At 70.7% G+C, this 17,880-nt stretch carries 14 protein-coding genes and 1 tRNA gene; 5 read left to right on the top strand and 10 right to left on the bottom strand.

Translation table 11 applies throughout. The annotated features are described in order from the left end of the window. Positions 1-91: 91 nt before the first annotated feature. The 10 genes from ACFV0O_RS06645 to dnaA all read right to left on the bottom strand — a co-directional run bounded on the left by ACFV0O_RS06645 (position 92) and on the right by dnaA (position 14,663). A tRNA-Ile gene (locus ACFV0O_RS06645) sits at positions 92-168 on the bottom strand. After that, complete coding sequence (locus ACFV0O_RS06640) at positions 133-1,617, bottom strand: class I SAM-dependent methyltransferase (protein WP_380337191.1); 1,485 nt, start codon at positions 1,615-1,617, stop codon at positions 133-135. Before ACFV0O_RS06640 ends, ACFV0O_RS06645 begins: the two co-directional genes overlap by 36 nt. A 259-nt stretch (positions 1,618-1,876) precedes the next feature. Next, positions 1,877-2,614: a DUF3566 domain-containing protein gene (locus tag ACFV0O_RS06635; RefSeq protein ID WP_380337188.1), complete on the bottom strand. Its 738-nt coding sequence runs from the start codon at positions 2,612-2,614 to the stop codon at positions 1,877-1,879. Between the two features lie 150 nt (positions 2,615-2,764). Then, the gene (gene gyrA, locus ACFV0O_RS06630) at positions 2,765-5,302 is read right to left on the bottom strand and encodes a DNA gyrase subunit A (RefSeq protein ID WP_380337229.1); all 2,538 of its coding nucleotides are present in this window, start codon (positions 5,300-5,302) and stop codon (positions 2,765-2,767) included. 131 nt (positions 5,303-5,433) lie between these two features. Beyond that, the gene (gene gyrB / locus ACFV0O_RS06625; protein WP_380337185.1) at positions 5,434-7,449 is read right to left on the bottom strand and encodes a DNA topoisomerase (ATP-hydrolyzing) subunit B; all 2,016 of its coding nucleotides are present in this window, start codon (positions 7,447-7,449) and stop codon (positions 5,434-5,436) included. A gap of 268 nt (positions 7,450-7,717) precedes the next feature. Further along, the gene (locus ACFV0O_RS06620) at positions 7,718-8,266 is read right to left on the bottom strand and encodes a DUF721 domain-containing protein (protein ID WP_380337182.1); all 549 of its coding nucleotides are present in this window, start codon (positions 8,264-8,266) and stop codon (positions 7,718-7,720) included. 129 nt (positions 8,267-8,395) lie between these two features. Beyond that, on the bottom strand, positions 8,396-9,529 hold the full coding sequence (gene recF, locus ACFV0O_RS06615; protein WP_360259978.1) for a DNA replication/repair protein RecF: 1,134 nt from the start codon (positions 9,527-9,529) through the stop codon (positions 8,396-8,398). A gap of 57 nt (positions 9,530-9,586) precedes the next feature. Further along, a complete protein-coding gene (gnd, locus tag ACFV0O_RS06610) occupies positions 9,587-10,462 on the bottom strand; it encodes a phosphogluconate dehydrogenase (NAD(+)-dependent, decarboxylating) (RefSeq protein WP_380337178.1) in 876 nt (291 codons plus the stop codon). Positions 10,463-10,734: 272 nt separating this feature from the next. Further along, entirely contained in the window at positions 10,735-11,865 is a 1,131-nt protein-coding gene (gene dnaN, locus ACFV0O_RS06605; RefSeq protein ID WP_360259983.1) for a DNA polymerase III subunit beta, read from the bottom strand. Between the two features lie 944 nt (positions 11,866-12,809). Beyond that, on the bottom strand, positions 12,810-14,663 hold the full coding sequence (dnaA, locus tag ACFV0O_RS06600) for a chromosomal replication initiator protein DnaA (protein WP_380337175.1): 1,854 nt from the start codon (positions 14,661-14,663) through the stop codon (positions 12,810-12,812). 353 nt (positions 14,664-15,016) lie between these two features. Here dnaA and rpmH point away from each other — a divergent pair, with 353 nt between their 5' ends. The 5 genes from rpmH to ACFV0O_RS06575 all read left to right on the top strand — a co-directional run bounded on the left by rpmH (position 15,017) and on the right by ACFV0O_RS06575 (position 17,732). Beyond that, on the top strand, positions 15,017-15,154 hold the full coding sequence (gene rpmH / locus ACFV0O_RS06595; RefSeq protein WP_030059672.1) for a 50S ribosomal protein L34: 138 nt from the start codon (positions 15,017-15,019) through the stop codon (positions 15,152-15,154). Positions 15,155-15,172: 18 nt separating this feature from the next. Further along, complete coding sequence (gene rnpA / locus ACFV0O_RS06590) at positions 15,173-15,601, top strand: ribonuclease P protein component (RefSeq protein ID WP_360259987.1); 429 nt, start codon at positions 15,173-15,175, stop codon at positions 15,599-15,601. Then, the gene (gene yidD, locus ACFV0O_RS06585) at positions 15,598-15,969 is read left to right on the top strand and encodes a membrane protein insertion efficiency factor YidD (RefSeq protein ID WP_380337172.1); all 372 of its coding nucleotides are present in this window, start codon (positions 15,598-15,600) and stop codon (positions 15,967-15,969) included. The genes rnpA and yidD overlap by 4 nt, the downstream gene beginning before the upstream one ends. Next, complete coding sequence (gene yidC, locus ACFV0O_RS06580; RefSeq protein WP_380337169.1) at positions 15,966-17,117, top strand: membrane protein insertase YidC; 1,152 nt, start codon at positions 15,966-15,968, stop codon at positions 17,115-17,117. Before yidD ends, yidC begins: the two co-directional genes overlap by 4 nt. 84 nt (positions 17,118-17,201) lie before the next feature. After that, complete coding sequence (locus tag ACFV0O_RS06575) at positions 17,202-17,732, top strand: R3H domain-containing nucleic acid-binding protein (protein WP_360259995.1); 531 nt, start codon at positions 17,202-17,204, stop codon at positions 17,730-17,732. Positions 17,733-17,880: the final 148 nt, after the last annotated feature.

Genomic DNA, 17,880 nt, shown 5'->3' with positions numbered 1-17,880 from the left:
TGGCCCCAGCCGAACAGAACCCCTCCAGTAATCCCGCCGCTCCGCTAAAACTACCTAGGCCCCGGAGTGGATCACTCCGGGGCCTTCGCGGTGGTGGGCCTAACAGGACTTGAACCTGTGGCCTCTTCCTTATCAGGGAAGCGCTCTAACCGTCTGAGCTATAGGCCCTTGCCGCACTGAAAGATTAGCGGACCGACGGCCGATCCCCCAAATCCGGATCGGCCGGGGCCGCGGCGGGGATCCCGGCGAACAGCTGCGGCGCGCCGGCGGCGGGGCGCAGCAGCCACTCCTCGCGGGGGGGGGGGGGGGCGCCGCCCCCCCCCCCCCCGCGGGGGGGGGGGGGCGGCCCGCCGACCCGCCCTCGGTGCCGCGAACGGCGAGGACCTGGTTGATCCCGATCCGGTTCTGCTCGAAGGCGAGCGCGGAGGCCGCCATGTACAGCCGCCAGACCCGGGCCCGGCCCCGGCCGACCAGCCGGACGGCCTCCGTCCAGTGCGCTTCCAGGTTGGCCACCCACTCGCGCAGGGTCAGCCCGTAGTGCTCGCGCAGCGACTCGACGTCCCGGACCTCGAAGCCGGCCTCCTCCAGCCGGGCCACGGTGGAACCGACGGGGGAGAGCTCGCCGTCGGGGAAGACGTAGCGGTCGATGAAGGGGCTGGTGCGGTGCGGCTCACCGGGGTGGTCGGGGCGGCGGGCGATCTGGTGGTTGAGCAGCCGGCCGCCGGGGGCCAGCAGCCGGTACAGGCCCTCCGCGTAGATCCGGTACTGCTCGGAGCCGACGTGCTCGGCCATCCCGACGCTGGAGATCGCGTCGAACGGCCCGTCCGTGATCTCCCGGTAGTCCTGGAGCCGGACCTCGACCCGGTCGGTCAGGCCGGCCGCCTCGACCCGGGCGCGGGCCAGCGCGACCTGTTCGGTGGAGATGGACACGCCGACCGCGACGACCCCGTAGTGCTCCGCCGCGTGCAGCAGGAGTGAGCCCCAGCCGCAGCCGACGTCCAGCAGGCGCATCCCGGGCCGCAGACCGAGCTTGCGGCAGATCAGGTCGAGCTTGGCCTCCTGGGCGGCTTCCAGGCTCTTCGCCCCCGGCGTCCAGTAGGCGCACGAGTAGACCATCGAGGAGCCCAGCACGAGGCCGTAGAAGTCGTTCCCGACGTCGTAGTGGTGGCTGATGGCCGCGCGGTCCCGGTTGCGGCTGTGCAGCCGCTCCCGGGCCCTGCTGACCTCCTCCCGGGGCGGCGCCGGCTCGGGGCCGAGCGCCCCGGCCCGCAGGGCGGCCGCGAGGACCCGGCGGCCCCCGGCGCCGAGGACGTCGCGCGGTCCGAGGGCGAGCGTGCGGATCTCCGGCCGCTCGGCGAACCGGCCGACCGCCGAGAGCACCTCGTAGAGGTCGGTGCCGGGGGCGACCTCCAGGTCCCCGGCGACGTAGGCGCGGGCGAGGCCCAGCTCGCCGGGCTGCCAGAGCACGCGGCGCAGTGCCCGGCGGTTGCGCAGGACCACGGTGGGCGCCCCCGGCGGCCCGGCGACGCTGCCGTCCCAGACCCGGACCCGCAGCGGTACCGGAACCCCCAGCAGCCCTTCCAGGGCCTCGACCAGTTGACCTGCGAGCTTCGCCACCGCGCGCCTCCGTCCAGTCGTCCTGCTGAACCCACCCGGCCCGGTCGGGCGGACCGGGGGCGGCCTGCGGCACTCCCAGGCGCGGAACGGGCGCCACCCAGCTAATCCCACCGCGGCCGACCGGCTTCCGGGCGGCACGCCGCGGGGTGCCGGCTGTCACCCGAATGCCGAACGGGCCCCACCGGCTGCAACAGCCGGTGGGGCCCGTACATTCCGTCCGTGGACGGGGAACTGAGCGCGGGTCAGGACCCGGTCGGGATCAGTCCTCCTCGGCCAGGGTCAGCTCGACGCCGCCGGTGAAGCCGGCCGCCGCGTTGTAGATGAACGCGGAGAGGGTGGACAGCGCGGTCAGCAGGACGACGTCGACCACGGCGATCAGCGTGGTGAAGGTCATCACCTTGCCGAAGCCGACGTAGTCCATGAGGTTGACGCCGCCGGTGCTGTCGGAGCCCGTGACGTCCTTGAGGGTCTTGCTCAGCGAGTCGAAGACGCCGAGCGAGTCCAGCGTCATCCACAGCACGGCCGAGGCCACGATGATGATGATGCCGACGGCCAGCGACAGCAGGAAGCTGACCTTCATCACGGACCACGGGTCGACCTTGGTCACCCGCAGCCGGGCCTTGCGGGTCCGGCCGAGGCCGGGACCGGCCGCCGCGGGCGCGCCGGCGGGGCGGCGGGCCGCCCCGGGGACGGGGGTGCCGCCCGGCGGCGTGTTGCCGGAGGTCCGGGTGCCCCGGGCCGGGGTCGGCTGCCCCTTGGCGTACGTGGTCGGCTGGGAGAAGCCCCCCGAGCCGGGCGCCGCGGCGCCCGGCGGCGGAGGCGTCTGACCGCCGTAGGTCGCGCCGCTCTGACCCGCGCCCCCGGCCGACGGCATCAGCGAGGTGGACGCGGCCGAGTGCTCGGTCGGCGGCTGCGGTACGCCGCCGTACGACCCCCCGCCCTGCGCGCCCGGACGGCCGCCGGAGGTTCCTCCCGCAGCACCCGTGGCTCCACTCACCTGGTCCTCCCGCACTTCCCACCAGGGCGGCGGCGCCGCCCTGCTTCGTCACTCGTCATCCAGCGCCCGGCGGGATTGCCCGGAACTGGTCGGCGTCCGGTGGCGCCGCGTCCTCTCTGTGGACGCGGCATCACCGGTCTGCGGTTCGTTTCAGGCCTCGACGTCTCCGTCGACCACCGTCTCCGTACCCTCGGCCGTCTCGGTGGACTCGGTGCCAGCGACCTCGTCCTCCGCAGTCTCCTCGTCCTCGGCTTCCGCGTTGCGGGCCATGCCCACGACCGCGTCACGCTTCCCGAGGTTGATCAGTTGGACGCCCATCGTGTCACGTCCGGTTTCACGAACCTCGGAAACCCTTGTGCGAATCACCCCACCCGAGAGGGTGATCGCCATGATCTCGTCGGATTCGTCGACCACGAGTGCGCCGACGAGCGAGCCGCGGCCCTCGACGATCTTCGCCGCCTTGGTGCCGTAACCGCCGCGTCCCTGGACACGGTACTCGTCCACGCCGGTGCGCTTGGCGTACCCGCCGTCCGTGGCGGTGAAGACGTAGGTGCCCGGACGGACGACGTTCATCGAGAGCAGTTCGTCGTCCTCGCGGAAGGCCATGCCCTTGACGCCGGAGGTCGCGCGGCCGGTGGGCCGCAGGGCGTCGTCGGTCGCGGTGAAGCGGATCGACTGGGCCTTCTTGGAGACCAGCAGCAGGTCGTCCTCGGAGGAGACCAGCTCGGCGCCGATCAGCTCGTCGTCCCGGCCCTCCTCGTCCTGGCGCAGGTTGATCGCGATCAGGCCGCCGGAGCGCGGGGAGTCGTAGTCCTTCAACGGGGACTTCTTCACCAGGCCGGCCCGGGTGGCGAGGACCAGGTACGGCTTGTCCTCGTACGTCCGGACGGCCATCACCTGGGCGATGTGCTCCTCCGGCTGGAAGGCCAGCAGGTTGGCGACGTGCTGACCGCGGGCGTCGCGGCCGGCGTCCGGCAGCTCGTAGCCCTTGGCGCGGTAGACCCGGCCCTTGTTGGTGAAGAACAGGATCCAGTTGTGGGTCGTCGTCACGAAGAAGTGGTCGACGATGTCGTCCTGCTTCAGCTGGGCACCGCGCACGCCCTTGCCGCCGCGCTTCTGCGAGCGGTAGAGGTCGGAGCGGGTCCGCTTGACGTAGCCGCCACGGGTGATCGTGACGACGATGTCCTCCTCGGCGATGAGGTCCTCGATGGAGAGGTCGCCGTCGGACGGGATGAGGGTGGAGCGCCGGTCGTCGCCGTACTTCTCGACGATCGCGGTGAGCTCCTCGGAGATGATCTCCCGCTGGCGGGTCGGCGAGGCCAGGATCGCGTTGTACTCGTCGATCTTGCGCTGCAGCTCGTCGTGCTCGTCCGTGATCCGCTGGCGCTCCAGGGCGGCCAGGCGGCGGAGCTGCATCTCCAGGATGGCGTTGGCCTGCAGCTCGTCGATGTCGAGCAGGCCCATCAGGCCGGTGCGGGCGGCGTCGGCGCTCGCCGAGGCCCGGATCAGCGCGATGACCTCGTCGATCAGGTCCAGGGCCTTGAGCAGGGCGCGCAGGATGTGGGCGCGCTCCTCGGCCTTGCGCAGGCGGAAGGTGGTGCGCCGGACGATGACCTCGACCTGGTGGTTGACCCAGTGCCGGATGAAGGCGTCGAGCGACAGGGTGCGCGGCACGCCGTCGACCAGGGCCAGCATGTTGGCGCCGAAGTTGGTCTGCAGCTCGGTGTGCTTGTACAGGTTGTTCAGCACGACCTTGGCGACCGCGTCGCGCTTGAGCACGACCACCAGGCGGGTGCCGGTGCGGGACGAGGACTCGTCGCGGACGTCGGCGATGCCGGCGACCCGGCCGTCCTTGACCAGGTCGGCGATCTTCAGCGCGAGGTTGTCCGGGTTGACCTGGTACGGCAGCTCGGTGATCACCAGGCACTGGCGGCCCTGGATCTCCTCGACCTCGACGACGGCGCGCATGGTGACCGAGCCGCGGCCGGTGCGGTAGTAGTCGTCGATCCCGCGGTGGCCGACGATCAGCGCACCGGTGGGGAAGTCGGGGCCCTTGATCCGCTCGATCAGGGCCTCCAGCAGCTCCTCGTTGGAGGCGTCCGGGTGCTCCAGCGCCCAGAGCGCACCGGAGGCGACCTCACGGAGGTTGTGCGGCGGGATGTTGGTGGCCATGCCGACCGCGATGCCGGTGGCACCGTTGACCAGCAGGTTGGGGATGCGCGCGGGCAGGACGGTCGGCTCCTGCGAGCGGCCGTCGTAGTTGGCGGCGAAGTCGACGGTGTCCTCGTCGATGTCGCGCATCATCTCCATGGCCAGCGGCATCATCTTGCACTCGGTGTAGCGCATGGCCGCGGCCGGGTCGTTGCCCGGGGACCCGAAGTTGCCGTTGCCGTCCACCAGCGGCATCCGCAGCGACCACGGCTGGGCCAGCCGGACCACGGTGTCGTAGATCGAGGTGTCACCGTGCGGGTGGTAGTTGCCCATGACGTCGCCGACGACGCGGGCGCACTTGTAGTAGCCCTTCTCGGGGCGGTACCCGCCGTCGTACATCGCGTAGAGCACGCGGCGGTGCACCGGCTTGAGGCCGTCGCGGACCTCGGGCAGCGCTCGGCTGACGATCACGCTCATCGCGTAGTCGAGGTAAGAGCGCTGCATCTCGGTCTCGAGCTCGACCGGCTCGATCCGCATGGTCGCCTGGGCGGTGGCCTCGGCGGCCTCGGGGGTCTCGGGCTGTTCGCCTTCGGGACGGTTGTCGTCGACCACTGGTGGTCAGTTTCCTTTCACGCGGACTGGTACGTGCGGGGCCTGGGCTGCAGGCGTCACACGTCCAGGAAGCGGACGTCCTTGGCGTTGCGCTGGATGAAGGAGCGGCGGGCCTCGACGTCCTCGCCCATCAGCACGGAGAACAGCTCGTCGGCGCGGGCGGCGTCCTCCAGGGTGACCTGGAGCAGCAGCCGGTGCTCGGCGTCCATGGTGGTGACCCGGAGCTCCTCGGCGTTCATCTCGCCGAGACCCTTGAAGCGCTGGATCGCGTCGTCCTTGGGGAGCCGGCGCCCGGCCCCGACCCCGGCCGCGATCAGCGCGTCGCGCTCGCGGTCGGAGTAGGCGTACTCGAAGTCGTCCTTGCCCCACTTGATCTTGTACAGCGGCGGCATGGCGAGGTAGACGTAGCCGGACTCGACCAGCGGCCGCATGAAGCGGAACAGCAGGGTGAGCAGCAGGGTGCGGATGTGCTGACCGTCGACGTCGGCGTCGGCCATCAGGACGATCTTGTGGTACCGCAGCTTGGACTCGTCGTAGTCCTCCTGGATGCCGCAGCCGAAGGCCGAGATCAGCGCCTGGACCTCGGTGTTCTGCAGCACCTTGTCGATCCGGGCCTTCTCGACGTTCAGGATCTTGCCGCGGATCGGCAGGATGGCCTGGGTGCGCGGGTCGCGGCCCTGCTTGGCCGAGCCGCCGGCGGAGTCACCCTCGACGATGAAGATCTCGCACTCGGACGGGTCCTTGGACTGGCAGTCCGAGAGCTTGCCCGGCAGCGAGGCGGACTCCAGCAGGCCCTTGCGACGCGTGAGGTCGCGGGCCTTGCGGGCGGCGACGCGCGCGGTGGCGGCCTGGATGGACTTGCGGATGATGTCCGAGGCCTCGGTGGGGTTGCGGTCCAGCCAGTCGTTCAGGTGCTCGTGGACGACCTTCTGGACGAAGGTCTTGGCCTCGGTGTTGCCGAGCTTGTCCTTGGTCTGGCCCTCGAACTGCGGCTCGCCGAGCTTGACCGAGATGATCGCGGTCAGGCCCTCGCGGATGTCCTCGCCGGAGAGGTTGTCGTCCTTCTCGCGGAGCAGCTTCTTGTCCCGCGCGTAGCGGTTGACCAGGCCGGTCAGCGCGGCGCGGAAGCCCTCCTCGTGGGTGCCGCCGCCGTGCGTGTGGATGGTGTTGGCGAAGCTGTAGACCCCCTCGGTGTAGGAGGAGTTCCACTGCATCGCGATCTCCACCGAGATCGCCTTGTCCTTGTCCTCCGCCTCGAAGTCGATCACCGAGGGGTGGATGACCTCGCCCTTGCGGGAGTTGAGGTGGGCGACGAAGTCGGCGATGCCGCCGTCGTACTTGTACGTGACGGTGAGCGGCTTGCCCTCCTCGTCCACGTGCTCCGGGCGCTCGTCGGTCAGCGAGATCGACAGGCCCTTGTTGAGGAAGGCCATCTCCTGGAAGCGCCGGGAGAGCGTCTCGAAGGAGTAGACGGTGGTCTCGAAGATGTCGGCGTCGGCCCAGAAGGTGACCGTGGTGCCGGTCCGCTCGGTCGCCTCGCCCTTGGCCAGGGGGGCGGCCGGGGCACCCATCTTGTAGTCCTGGGTCCAGATGCTGCCGTCCTTGTGGATCTCCACGGAGAGCCTGGTGGACAGCGCGTTCACGACGGAGACGCCGACGCCGTGCAGACCGCCGGAGACGGCGTAGCCGCCACCGCCGAACTTGCCGCCGGCGTGCAGGACGGTGAGCACGACCTCGACGGCCGGCTTGTCCTGGCCGGGGACGATGTCGACCGGGATGCCTCGGCCGTTGTCGACGACGCGGATCGCGCCGTCGGCCATGATCGTGACGTCGATGGTGTCGGCGTACCCCGCCATCGCCTCGTCGACGGAGTTGTCCACGACCTCCTGCACCAGGTGGTGCAGGCCACGCTCGCCGGTGGAACCGATGTACATGCCGGGGCGCTTGCGGACGGCGTCGAGGCCTTCCAGCACCTGGATGTTGCTACCGGTGTAGGAAGCCTGGTCGGACTGGTCTGGGGTCTGGCTGGGGTTGCCGGAATCGGCCACGAAGCGCCCTCTCTGGCACAGCACGGGCCGCATCCCCGCCCCGTGCGGGCGAGCGTGCGACCACGGCGTTTAGACTCGGTTGCCACTAGCAACAGTGTTTGGCTCTCAGTCTACCGGTACGACTGACAGAGATGGGCGTTTGGCAGCCCTTGAAGGCAGATACGCCGCCCTGAATCCCCTCCGCACGTGTCCCGATACTCGCCCGGGGGCCCCAGAGCGCCTGGGAGGGCTGTCAGGGGTTCCGGAAGATCGCCATCCGATCCGCCCCCCGGGGGACGGGCGGGCGCACCCGTCACCCCCAGGTGTCGCCCGGCCCCTTGCTCCCCGGCGCGCGCAGCCGGCCGTAGCCGCGGGCGGGTGCGGCCGGGCCCAGCACCTTGATGGTCTTGACCGTGCCGTGGCCCAGCTCGTGGTTCAGACGGGCCACCAACTGCCGCGCCAGCCAACGGAGTTGAGTGGCCCATGCGGTGGAGTCGCACTGCACGGTGAGCACTGCGGCCGCCTCGTCGTAGGAAGAGGGGTGACAGTGCGCGGCGATGTCCGGGCCGACGATCTGCGGCCAGCGCCCCATCACCCCGCCGACGGCGGCCGAGGACTCCCAGCCGCGCTCCGTCAGCAACCTGTTCAGCGCCGCCCCCAGCGGGACCGGGTCCCGGCCGTCCGAACGGGCTCCGCTGCGCAGCCCGTGCCGCTTGGCCTCACGTTTCTGCTGGACCTGCTCACCGCGCTGGCGGGCCTGGGCGCGAGCCGCCCGGAGCACGGAGCGGGCGAGGTCGGCACCGGTCGGCTCGGGGGCGCCGGGCCCGGGGAGGGGGCGTTCGGTCCCCGCCGGATCGCTCACGGCGATCTCCTTTCCCCAGCCTGTGGACAACGGTCACGGTCGCGCGCCCGTCGAGCCTTCCAGCCTACGTGAGCGCCCGGACGCCGCGGATCGCGGCGGTGGTCGTCCTGCGGCCGGGAGGCCGGACGGTCAGGCGTCGACGCGGTCCACGGCCCCGTCGGCCACCGCGAACCGGGCACCGGCCAGGGCCTTCGGCACGTCCTCGGCGACCGCCGCGGTCACCAGCACCTGCTCGCCGTCGGCCACCAGCTCCGCCAGCCGGTCCCGACGGGCCGCGTCCAGCTCGGCGAACACGTCGTCCAGGATCAGCACCGGCTCGCCACCGTCGGACCGCAGCAGTTCGTACGAGGCCAGCCGCAGCGCGAGCGCGTACGACCAGGACTCACCGTGGCTGGCGTAGCCCTTGGCGGGCAGCGGGCCGAGCCTGAGCACCAGCTCGTCGCGGTGCGGGCCGACCAGGGTGAGGCCGCGGTCGACCTCCTGCTTGCGGACCGCCTGCAGCGCCCGCAGCAACTGCTCCTCGGCCTGCTCCCGGCTGGTCGGCAGCTCGCCCTCGAAGGAACTGCGGTACTCCAGGGAGGTCTCGCCGCCACCGGGGGCCAACTGCCCGTAGGCCGCCGTCACCAGCGGCTGCAGGGCGGCCACCAGCTGGATCCGGAAGGCCGTCAACTCGGCTCCGGCGCGCGCCAGATGACCGTCCCAGACCTCCAGGGTGGACAGGTCCGCGCCCTTGCCGCCACCGGCCCGACGGGCCATCGCGGCGGTCTTCAGCAGGGCGTTGCGCTGCTTGAGCACCCGTTCGTAGTCCTGCCGCACACCGGCCAGCCGGGGCGCACGGGCGGTCAGCAGCTCGTCCAGGAAGCGCCGGCGCTCGCCCGGGTCACCCTTGACGAGGCTGAGGTCCTCCGGAGCGAACAGCACGGTGCGCAGCAGGCCCAGCACGTCGCGCGGGCGGACGTTGTCGGAGCGGTTGATCCGGGCCCGGTTGGCCTTGCCCGGGGCGAGCTCCAGCTCGACCAGGGTGGAACGGCCGCGGTCCACCACCGAGGTGCGGATCACCGCCCGCTCGGCGCCCAGCCGGATCAGCGGGGCGTCGGTCGCGACCCGGTGGCTGCCCAGGGTGGCGACGTAACCGATCGCCTCGACCAGGTTGGTCTTGCCCTGGCCGTTGGGCCCCACGAAGGCCGTCACGCCCGGGTCGAGGGGAACCTCGGCCCGGGCGTACGACCGGAAGTCGGCGAGCGACAGGTGCGCGACGTGCATGGCTGTGGACTGCGCCCGCCTTCTGTGGATGGACCGGGGCTCGCGCCCCGGTGGGGACTACTTCGACTCGACCGCGTGGCCGCCGAACTGGTTGCGCAGCGCGGCGATCATCTTCATCTGCGGCGAGTCGTCCTGCCGGGAGGCGAAGCGGGCGAACAGCGAGGCGGTGATCGCCGGCAGCGGCACGGCGTGGTCGATCGCGGCCTCGACGGTCCAGCGGCCCTCGCCGGAGTCCGCGGCCCAGCCGCGCAGCTTGGCCAGGTGCTCGTCCTCGTCCAGGGCCCGGACGGCCAGGTCCAGCAGCCAGGAGCGGATGACCGTGCCCTCCTGCCAGCTGCGGAAGACCTCGCGCACGTCGGTGACCTCGGGGGCCGCCTCCAGCAGCTCCCAGCCCTCGGCGAAGGCCTGCATCATCGCGTACTCGATGCCGTTGTGGACCATCTTGGCGAAGTGGCCGGCGCCCACCGCGCCCGCGTGCACCGAGCCGAAGTCACCCTCGGGCTTGAGCGCGTCGAAGACCGGCTGGACCCGGGCGACGTGCTCGGCGTCGCCGCCGTACATCAGCGCGTAGCCGTTCTCCAGGCCCCAGACGCCGCCGGAGACACCGCAGTCGACGAAGCCGATGCCCTTGGCGGCCAGCGTCTCGGCGTGCTTGACGTCGTCGGTCCAGCGCGAGTTGCCGCCGTCGACGACCACGTCGCCGGGGGAGAGCAGTTCGGCGAGCTCGTCGACGGTCGCCTGGGTCGCGGCACCGGCCGGGACCATCACCCAGACCACGCGCGGGCCCTGCAGCTTGGTGACGAGCTCCTGCAGGCTCTCGACGTCGGAGATGTCCGGATTGCGGTCGTAGCCGATGACGGTGTGGCCGGCGCGGCGGATCCGCTCGCGCATGTTGCCGCCCATCTTGCCGAGACCGATGAGGCCGAGCTCCATGACCAAGTCCTTACCTGTGGTGACGTGCCTGCCGGCGGCGCCGTTGCCGCACGCCCTGAGCCTACGCGCTGAACCATCGGCGCCCGCCTGTGGTCAGGCCGACCGGGGGAGACGTCCACAGGCTGTGCACAGCGGGTGTGCACAGCCTGTGGACGGGACGCGTACGGCGGGATCAGCCGGGGGCGGACCGGGTCAGCCGGAGAGGCGGACCGGCATGCTCCACCCTGTGGGGAGCGACCCCCACACCCCCGGGATCATGCCGCTCCCGGGGATCAGCCGGAGAGGCGGACCGGCATGATCAGGTACTGGTAGGCCTTGTCCTCCTCGGCGTCCACCGAGACCTTGCCGCTGAGCAGGGCGGGCTTGGTCGGGGTGGTGAAGCTGAGCTGGGCGTAGGCGGAGTCGATGGCCTTGAGGCCCTCCTCCAGGTAGCCCGGGTTGAACGCGATCGAGATGGCGTCGCCCTCCAGCGAGGCCTCGATCCGCTCGGTGGCCTGGGCGTCGTCGCCCGAGCCGGCCTCCAGCGTCAGCACGCCCTCCTCGAAGTTGAGGCGGACCGGGGTGTTGCGCTCGGCGACCAGCGAGACGCGCTTGAGCGCCTCCAGGAAGGGCTGGGTCTGGATCGCGGCGACCGCGTTGAACTCGGTCGGGAAGAGGCTGCGGAACTTGGGGAACTCGCCCTCCAGCAGCCGGGTGGTGGTCCGGCGGCCGGCGCCCTCGAAGCCGATCAGGCCCTCGCCCGCGCCGCCCGAGGACAGCGCGATGGAGACGGTGTCGCCGCTGCCCAGGGACTTGGCGATGTCCTGCAGGGTCTTGGCGGGGACCAGGGCGACCGCGGAGATGTCCGACTGCTCGGGCTTCCACAGCAGGTCGCGGACGGCGAAGCGGTAGCGGTCGGTGGCGGCCAGGGTGATTCGGTCGCCCTCGATCTCGACCCGGACGCCGGTGAGCACCGGGAGGGTGTCGTCCCGGCCGGCGGCGACCGCGGCCTGGCTGACGGCCGAGGCGAAGACGTCCCCGGCGACGGTGCCGGTGGCGGTCGGCATCTGGGGCAGCGTCGGGTACTCGTCCACCGGGAGGGTGGGGAGGGTGAAGCGGGAGCTGCCGCAGACCACGCTGACCCGCTGGCCGTCGGTGGAGATCTCCACGGGCCGGTTGGGGAGGTTGCGGGAGATGTCGTTCAGCAGCCGGCCGGAGACCAGGACGGTGCCGGCCTCCTCGACGTCCGCCTCCAGCTCGACCCGGGCCGAGACCTCGTAGTCGAAGCCGGACAGCGCCAGGCTGCCCTCCTGCGCCGTCAGCAGCAGGCCGGCCAGCACCGGCACCGGCGGCCGTGCCGGGAGGCTGCGGGCAGCCCAGGCCACCGCCTCCGCGAGGACGTCACGCTCCACCCGGAACTTCACCGGTAACCGCCTCCTGGATCGAGCGCTCCCGCTCGCACTCTGGTTCGTCTGATCTTGATCGTGGGTCCGCCTGTCCGCCGAGCTCTGCTCACTCCGCTTCCAGTCGCAAGGACAGTCTGACGTACTCCGCCGACAGACGGGGCAGACGGGCGGAAGCAAGCCGAACAGATGTCGGGGTCCACGGCCGGACGCGTTGTCCACAGATTCGGGACCCACCCACTTTGAAAGCAAGTCCACGGTCTATCTGTGTAGTGGTAGTAGTAGGGCCTGTGGAAACCGTGGATAACCCCGTTTCCGCAGGTCAGGGCCCGAATTTTGTCCACAGCCGCTGTGGACGGCGGCTGTGGACGGGCAGGCCGCGCTGTGGACAGCCGAGCGTTACCCACAGGGCACGCAGGGTATCCACAGGTTATCCCCAGGGCTGTCCCCAGATCCGGGCCCGGTTATCCACGGGCGCCGGTCAACTTTTCGTGACGCCTTTCACACCAGGGTATGAACGACGACACACGGTTGTCGAACTGTGGACGCCGCTGTGGACAACCTGGGGATAACCGGCCCGGCCCTGGGGACAACCGGTGGACAACCCGGACGGCCCACTGGTGGCCCGTCAATTGTCCACACCCTGTGGATAACCGTTGTGCACAAGTCCACAGGCACCTGACCTGCGCGGAAGAGCGTAGCGGCGGCGGGCCTGTGGACGAATTCTGGATAACTCCGGGCTCCCCGGCCTGTGGACGGTGGAGAAGCCACCCGCCCTGTGGACAACGGCCTTGCGCGCCCCGGGTTTTCGAATCACCGGTCAGTTGTTCGGCGCGGGCTGTGGACTGGTGGACCGTCCGTCCACCGGGTTCCTGCCCAGCCGGCGCGCGGTGCACACCTGCGGATGCGCGAAAAAGGGCGTCAGGATCGCTCCTGACGCCCTCCGGCCGCGGGTGCGGCAGCCGCTAGCTCTTGATGCGGTTGGTGAGTTCGGTGACCTGGTTGTAGATCGAGCGGCGCTCGGCCATCAGCGAGCGGATCTTGCGATCCGCGTGCATCACCGTGGTGTGGTCGCGGCCGCCGAACTGCGCGCCGATCTTCGGCAGCGACAGGTCGGTGAGCTCCCGGCACAGGTACATCGCGATCTGGCGGGCCGTCACCAGCACGCGGCTGCGTGAGGATCCGCAGAGGTCGTCCACGCCCAGTCCGAAGTACGCGGCGGTCTGCTGCATGATGACCTGCGCGGTGATCTCCGGGCCGGCGTCCTCGTCGCCGCCGGGGATCAGATCCTTGAGGACGATCCCGGCCAACTCCAGGTCCACCGGCGCCCGGTTGAGGTTGGCGAAGGCGGTGACCCGGATGAGCGCGCCCTCCAACTCCCGGATGTTGCGGGTGATCCGGGACGCGATGAACTCCAACACGTCGGCGGGAGCGTTGAGTTGCTCCTGGATCGCCTTCTTGCGCAGGATCGCGATCCGGGTCTCCAGCTCCGGCGGGGTGACGTCGGTGATCAGTCCCCACTCGAAGCGGTTGCGCAGCCGGTCCTCCAGCGTGGTCAGCAGCTTGGGCGGCCGGTCCGACGAGAGGACGATCTGCTTGTTGGCGTTGTGGAGCGTGTTGAAGGTGTGGAAGAACTCCTCCTGCGTGGACTCCTTGCTCGCGAGGAACTGGATGTCGTCCACGAGCAGGATGTCCATGTCCCGGTAGCGGCGGCGGAAGGTGTCCGCCTTGCCGTCCCGGATCGAGTTGATGAACTCGTTGGTGAACTCCTCGGAGGACACGTAGCGCACCCGGGTGCCCGGGAAGAGGCTGCGCGAGTAGTGCCCGATGGCGTGCAGCAGGTGGGTCTTGCCCAGCCCGGACTCGCCGTAGATGAAGAGCGGGTTGTACGCCTTGGCCGGCGCCTCGGCGACCGCCACGGCCGCCGCGTGCGCGAAGCGGTTGCTCGCGCCGATGACGAAGGTGTCGAACAGGTACTTGGGGTTCAGCCGGGCGGCCGGCTCGTCCTTGCGGGAGCCGCCGGCCGGGGGAGCGCCGGGCGGGGCGGGCACGCCGGGGACGGCGGAGCGCTCCGGGGCGGCCTTCTCCGCGGGGCGGCCGCCGGAGGGGCGGGAGCCGGCGGTGCGGCGGCCCGCGCCGCCGCGCGGCTGCTCGTTCGGGCCGGGGCCGTACGCGCCGCCGAAGAGGTCGCCCTGGGTGGTCGAGGGCGGGCCCGGGACGGGACGCGGCGCGGGGCGGGAGGCGGGCTCCTCGGGCTCGTAGCGGACGGGCTGGTCCTGGTAGCCCGGCCAGCCCTGCGGGCCGGCGGAGGGGCCGCCGTAGGGCGCGGGGCGCTGCTCGTAGCCGCCGGTGTCGTAGCGGGGGCGCTCGTAGTCCTGCCCGTAGGCCGGGTCCTGCTGGTACGGCTGCTCCTGCTCGTACGGCTGGCGCTGCTCGTACGGCTGGTCCTGCTCGTAGGGCTGCTGGTAGTCCTGGCCGCCGTAGCCGCCGGCGTCCTCGGCCGGGCCCGGGTACGGCTCGGCGGGGGCCTGGGGGGCGGGGGTGGTCGGCACGGCGTTGGCGTCGACCATCACGGCGATCCGGACCGGGCGGTCGAGCTCGCGGCTGAGGGCCTCGGTGAGCTGCGGCAGCAGCCGACCCTCCAGCACCTGCTTGGCCCGCTCGTTCGGGGTCGCCAGCAGGGCGGTGTCGTGCATCATCCACATCGGCTGGGTGCGCTGCACCCACTGTTTGTCCATCTCCCCGACATCGGGGTCGCTGACCAGCCGCTCGACGACCCTGGCCCAGACCGGGACGAGGTCGCTGTTGACATCAGCCACTGGTGCACGCTTTCCAAGAACAAACCAGACAAGTCCTGCAACGGTAGTCAGCGAACAGAGCCGGATCAAGTCGTTGTCCACAGGCTGTGGGTAAACCGGGTCGAAGACGGCGGGTTTGACCCTCGGACCCCGTCCCGCGTACCGTAACCAGGTCGAGTTGTCGATGGCCGCTGCCGCATGTCCGCGGGTCCACCCGCTCCATAAGGCGCGCAGCACGGGCGCCGTGGATTGCCTCAGACCCCAGCCGAACTGGGGCGATGGGCCGGATTTCCGAATCAGGGGAGATCACGCGGACGCACGGTGACGGCCAAGCGACCCCCCGTCATCCTACGATTCACCTCAGGAGCCCCCGAGTGAGCAAGCGCACCTTCCAGCCGAACAACCGTCGTCGCGCGAAGACCCACGGCTTCCGGCTGCGTATGCGTACCCGCGCCGGCCGCGCCATCCTGGCTGCCCGCCGTGGCAAGGGCCGCGCCAGCCTGTCCGCCTGATCCGCGCCAGAGTCTGTTGTGCTGCCCTCCGAGAATCGGCTGCGGCGGCGCCAGGACTTCGCGACCGCGGTGAAACGCGGTCGTCGGGCCGGCCGGCCCCTTCTGGTCGTCCATCTCAACAGAGACGGTGACCCGCAGGGGCAGACCGACCGGACCAGCGACTCCCGCCCGCACGTCGCCGAGGGGACTCCTTCGGCGCGTGCGGGTTTCGTCGTGAGCAAGGCCGTCGGCCCGGCGGTCGTTCGCAACCTGGTCAAGCGCCGGTTGCGCCATCTCATCCGTGATCGTCTGTCCAGGCTGCCCGCCGGTAGCCTGATAGTGGTGCGTGCGCTGCCCCAGGCCGCGTCCGCCTCGTACCAGGACCTCGAACGTGACCTGGACGCGGCGCTGAAGCGGTTGCTGAAGGCTGAGCCCGCCGCCACGGCGCCGACGGGAGCAGGGCGATGAAGTACCTGCTGATGGGTCTGATCAGGGTCTACCAGTGGACGATCAGCCCACTGCTCGGTCCGGTCTGCCGTTACTACCCCTCCTGCTCGCACTACGGCTACGAGGCCGTGAAGGTGCACGGGGCGGTCAAGGGCGGCGGGCTGACCGCGTGGCGCATCCTGCGCTGCAATCCGTGGACGCCCGGCGGGGTCGATCACGTCCCGCCGCGCAAGCACCCGGTGTGGCACCGGCGGTTGCGAGACTGGCTGCAGAGCCGGTCCGCCGCCGGAGTGCCGGTGACCGCACCCCCCGCCGGTCCGGACCCCGAGGGCCCGGCGCCCATTGGCCCCGCACGGCCGATCCACCTGTCCAAGGAGCCTGACCGGTGACCTTCTCCTTCCTGAATCCCCTGTACACAGCGGTGTCCTGGATCATCGTCCAGTTCCACTCGCTGTACAGCCACGTCTTCAACCCGGACGGTGGCTGGGCCTGGGGTCTTTCCATCGCCTCGATGGTGGTCGTCATCCGGATCTGCCTGATCCCGCTCTTCGTGAAGCAGATCAAGGCGACCCGGGCCATGCAGGCGATCCAGCCGAAGATGAAGGCCATCCAGGAGCGCTACAAGAACGACCGGCAGCGCCAGTCCGAAGAGATGATGAAGCTGTACAAGGAGGCGGGTACCAACCCGTTCTCCAGCTGCCTTCCCATCATCGTGCAGGCGCCGTTCTTCACCGCCCTCTACGGGGTGCTCGCCAAGGTCGCCAAGGGCCAGGACATCGGCGTCATCCACGGTGACCTGCTGGTGAGCGCCGGCAAGGCGCACATCTTCGGTGCCCCGCTCTCCGCGACCTTCGTCGGCAGCACCGAGACCAGCGTCAAGATCGTCACCGCGGTGATGATCATCATGATGTCGCTGTCGCAGTTCGTCACCCAGCGCCAGCTGATGACCAAGAACGTCGACCTCACGGTGAAGACGCCGTTCATGCAGCAGCAGAAGATGCTGATGTACGTCTTCCCGGTCATGTTCGCCGTGATGGGCATCAACTTCCCGGTCGGCGTCCTGGTCTACTGGCTGACCACCAACGTCTGGTCGATGGGCCAGCAGCTGATCGTCATCCACAACAACCCGACCCCGGGCAGCAAGGCCTGGGAGGAGCGCCAGGCCCGGCTGAAGAAGGCCGGCCGACTGCGTCCGGACGGCACGGAGATCAAGGGTGCGCTCTGGGGGATGCTGCCCCCGTCCAAGGACGCGCTCAACGCCGCGTCCGCCGCGTCCGCGGTGGTCGAGGAATCGGTGCAGGCCCGCCGCCAGCAGCCCCGCCGGCAGTCCAAGGCACAGCGCCAGCACGGCACCGCCGGCCAGCAGGGCGAGTCCGGCAAGGACACCCCGGCCGAGGAACCCGCCGACGCCGTCCCGGCCGAGCCGGAGACCAAGCCGGCGGCCGCCAAGCAGGCCGCGACCAAGCCCGCCGGTACCAAGCAGGGCACCCGGCAGCAGCCGAAGCGCGGTGGCCAGCGGCCGAAGAAGAAGTCCTGACCCGGTCCCGGGGCCTGACGTGACAGCTGCGAAGAGCTTCGTTCCCGGCCCGTTCGACGGGCCCATCCCCGAAGGAGTCCATCAGTGACGGAAGGCACCATCTCCGCCGTCGAGGCCGAGGCCGCCGCCAGCGCCGACGAGAACCTCGTCTCCCGCCTGGAGCAGGAGGGCGACATCGCGGCGGACTACCTGGAGGGTCTGCTCGACATCGCGGACCTCGACGGTGACATCGACATGGACGTCGAGGGCGACCGTGCCCTGGTCTCCATCGTCAGCGACGGCAACGACCGCGCGCTGCAGCGCCTGGTCGGCCAGGACGGCGAGGTGCTGGAGGCCCTGCAGGAGCTGACCCGGTTGGCTGTCCACCGGGAGACCGGCGAGCGCAGCCGCCTCATGCTGGACATTGCCGGCTTCCGGGCCCGCAAGCGCACCGAGCTGGCCACGCTCGGTGCCGAGGCCGCCGAGCAGGCGAAGAGCAGCGGCGAGCAGGTCAAGCTGCGGCCGATGACGCCGTTCGAGCGCAAGGTCGTCCACGACGCGGTCGCCGCTGCCGGTCTGCGCAGCGAGTCCGAGGGCGAAGAGCCCCAGCGGTGCGTGGTCGTGCTGCCGGCCTGAGGCCGGCAGGTCGATGACCGGCCGCCACGGCGGCCGGAGAGCTTCACCGGACGCGGCCCCCGCCCCCCCGGGCGGGGGGGGGGGGGCTCCCGTACGCCGGGAGCCCCCCCGCGGGGGGCCGTTGAACGTTAAAAATGAGTTGGTCCAG

Origin of the sequence: Kitasatospora sp. NPDC059577, from assembly GCF_042735475.1 — a bacterium.
In the GTDB taxonomy this organism is placed as follows: domain Bacteria; phylum Actinomycetota; class Actinomycetes; order Streptomycetales; family Streptomycetaceae; genus Kitasatospora.
This window is presented reverse-complemented; position numbering and strand designations above follow the sequence as displayed.

Bases quoted from the DNA above. Each gene is read 5' to 3' on its own strand.
- gnd (WP_380337178.1), bottom strand. From the start codon at position 10,462: ATGGAGCTCGGCCTCATCGGTCTCGGCAAGATGGGCGGCAACATGCGC.
- yidD (WP_380337172.1), top strand. From the start codon at position 15,598: ATGAAGTACCTGCTGATGGGTCTGATCAGGGTCTACCAGTGGACGATC.
- recF (WP_360259978.1), bottom strand. From the start codon at position 9,529: ATGCACGTCGCGCACCTGTCGCTCGCCGACTTCCGGTCGTACGCCCGG.
- gyrA (WP_380337229.1), bottom strand. From the start codon at position 5,302: ATGCGGATCGAGCCGGTCGAGCTCGAGACCGAGATGCAGCGCTCTTAC.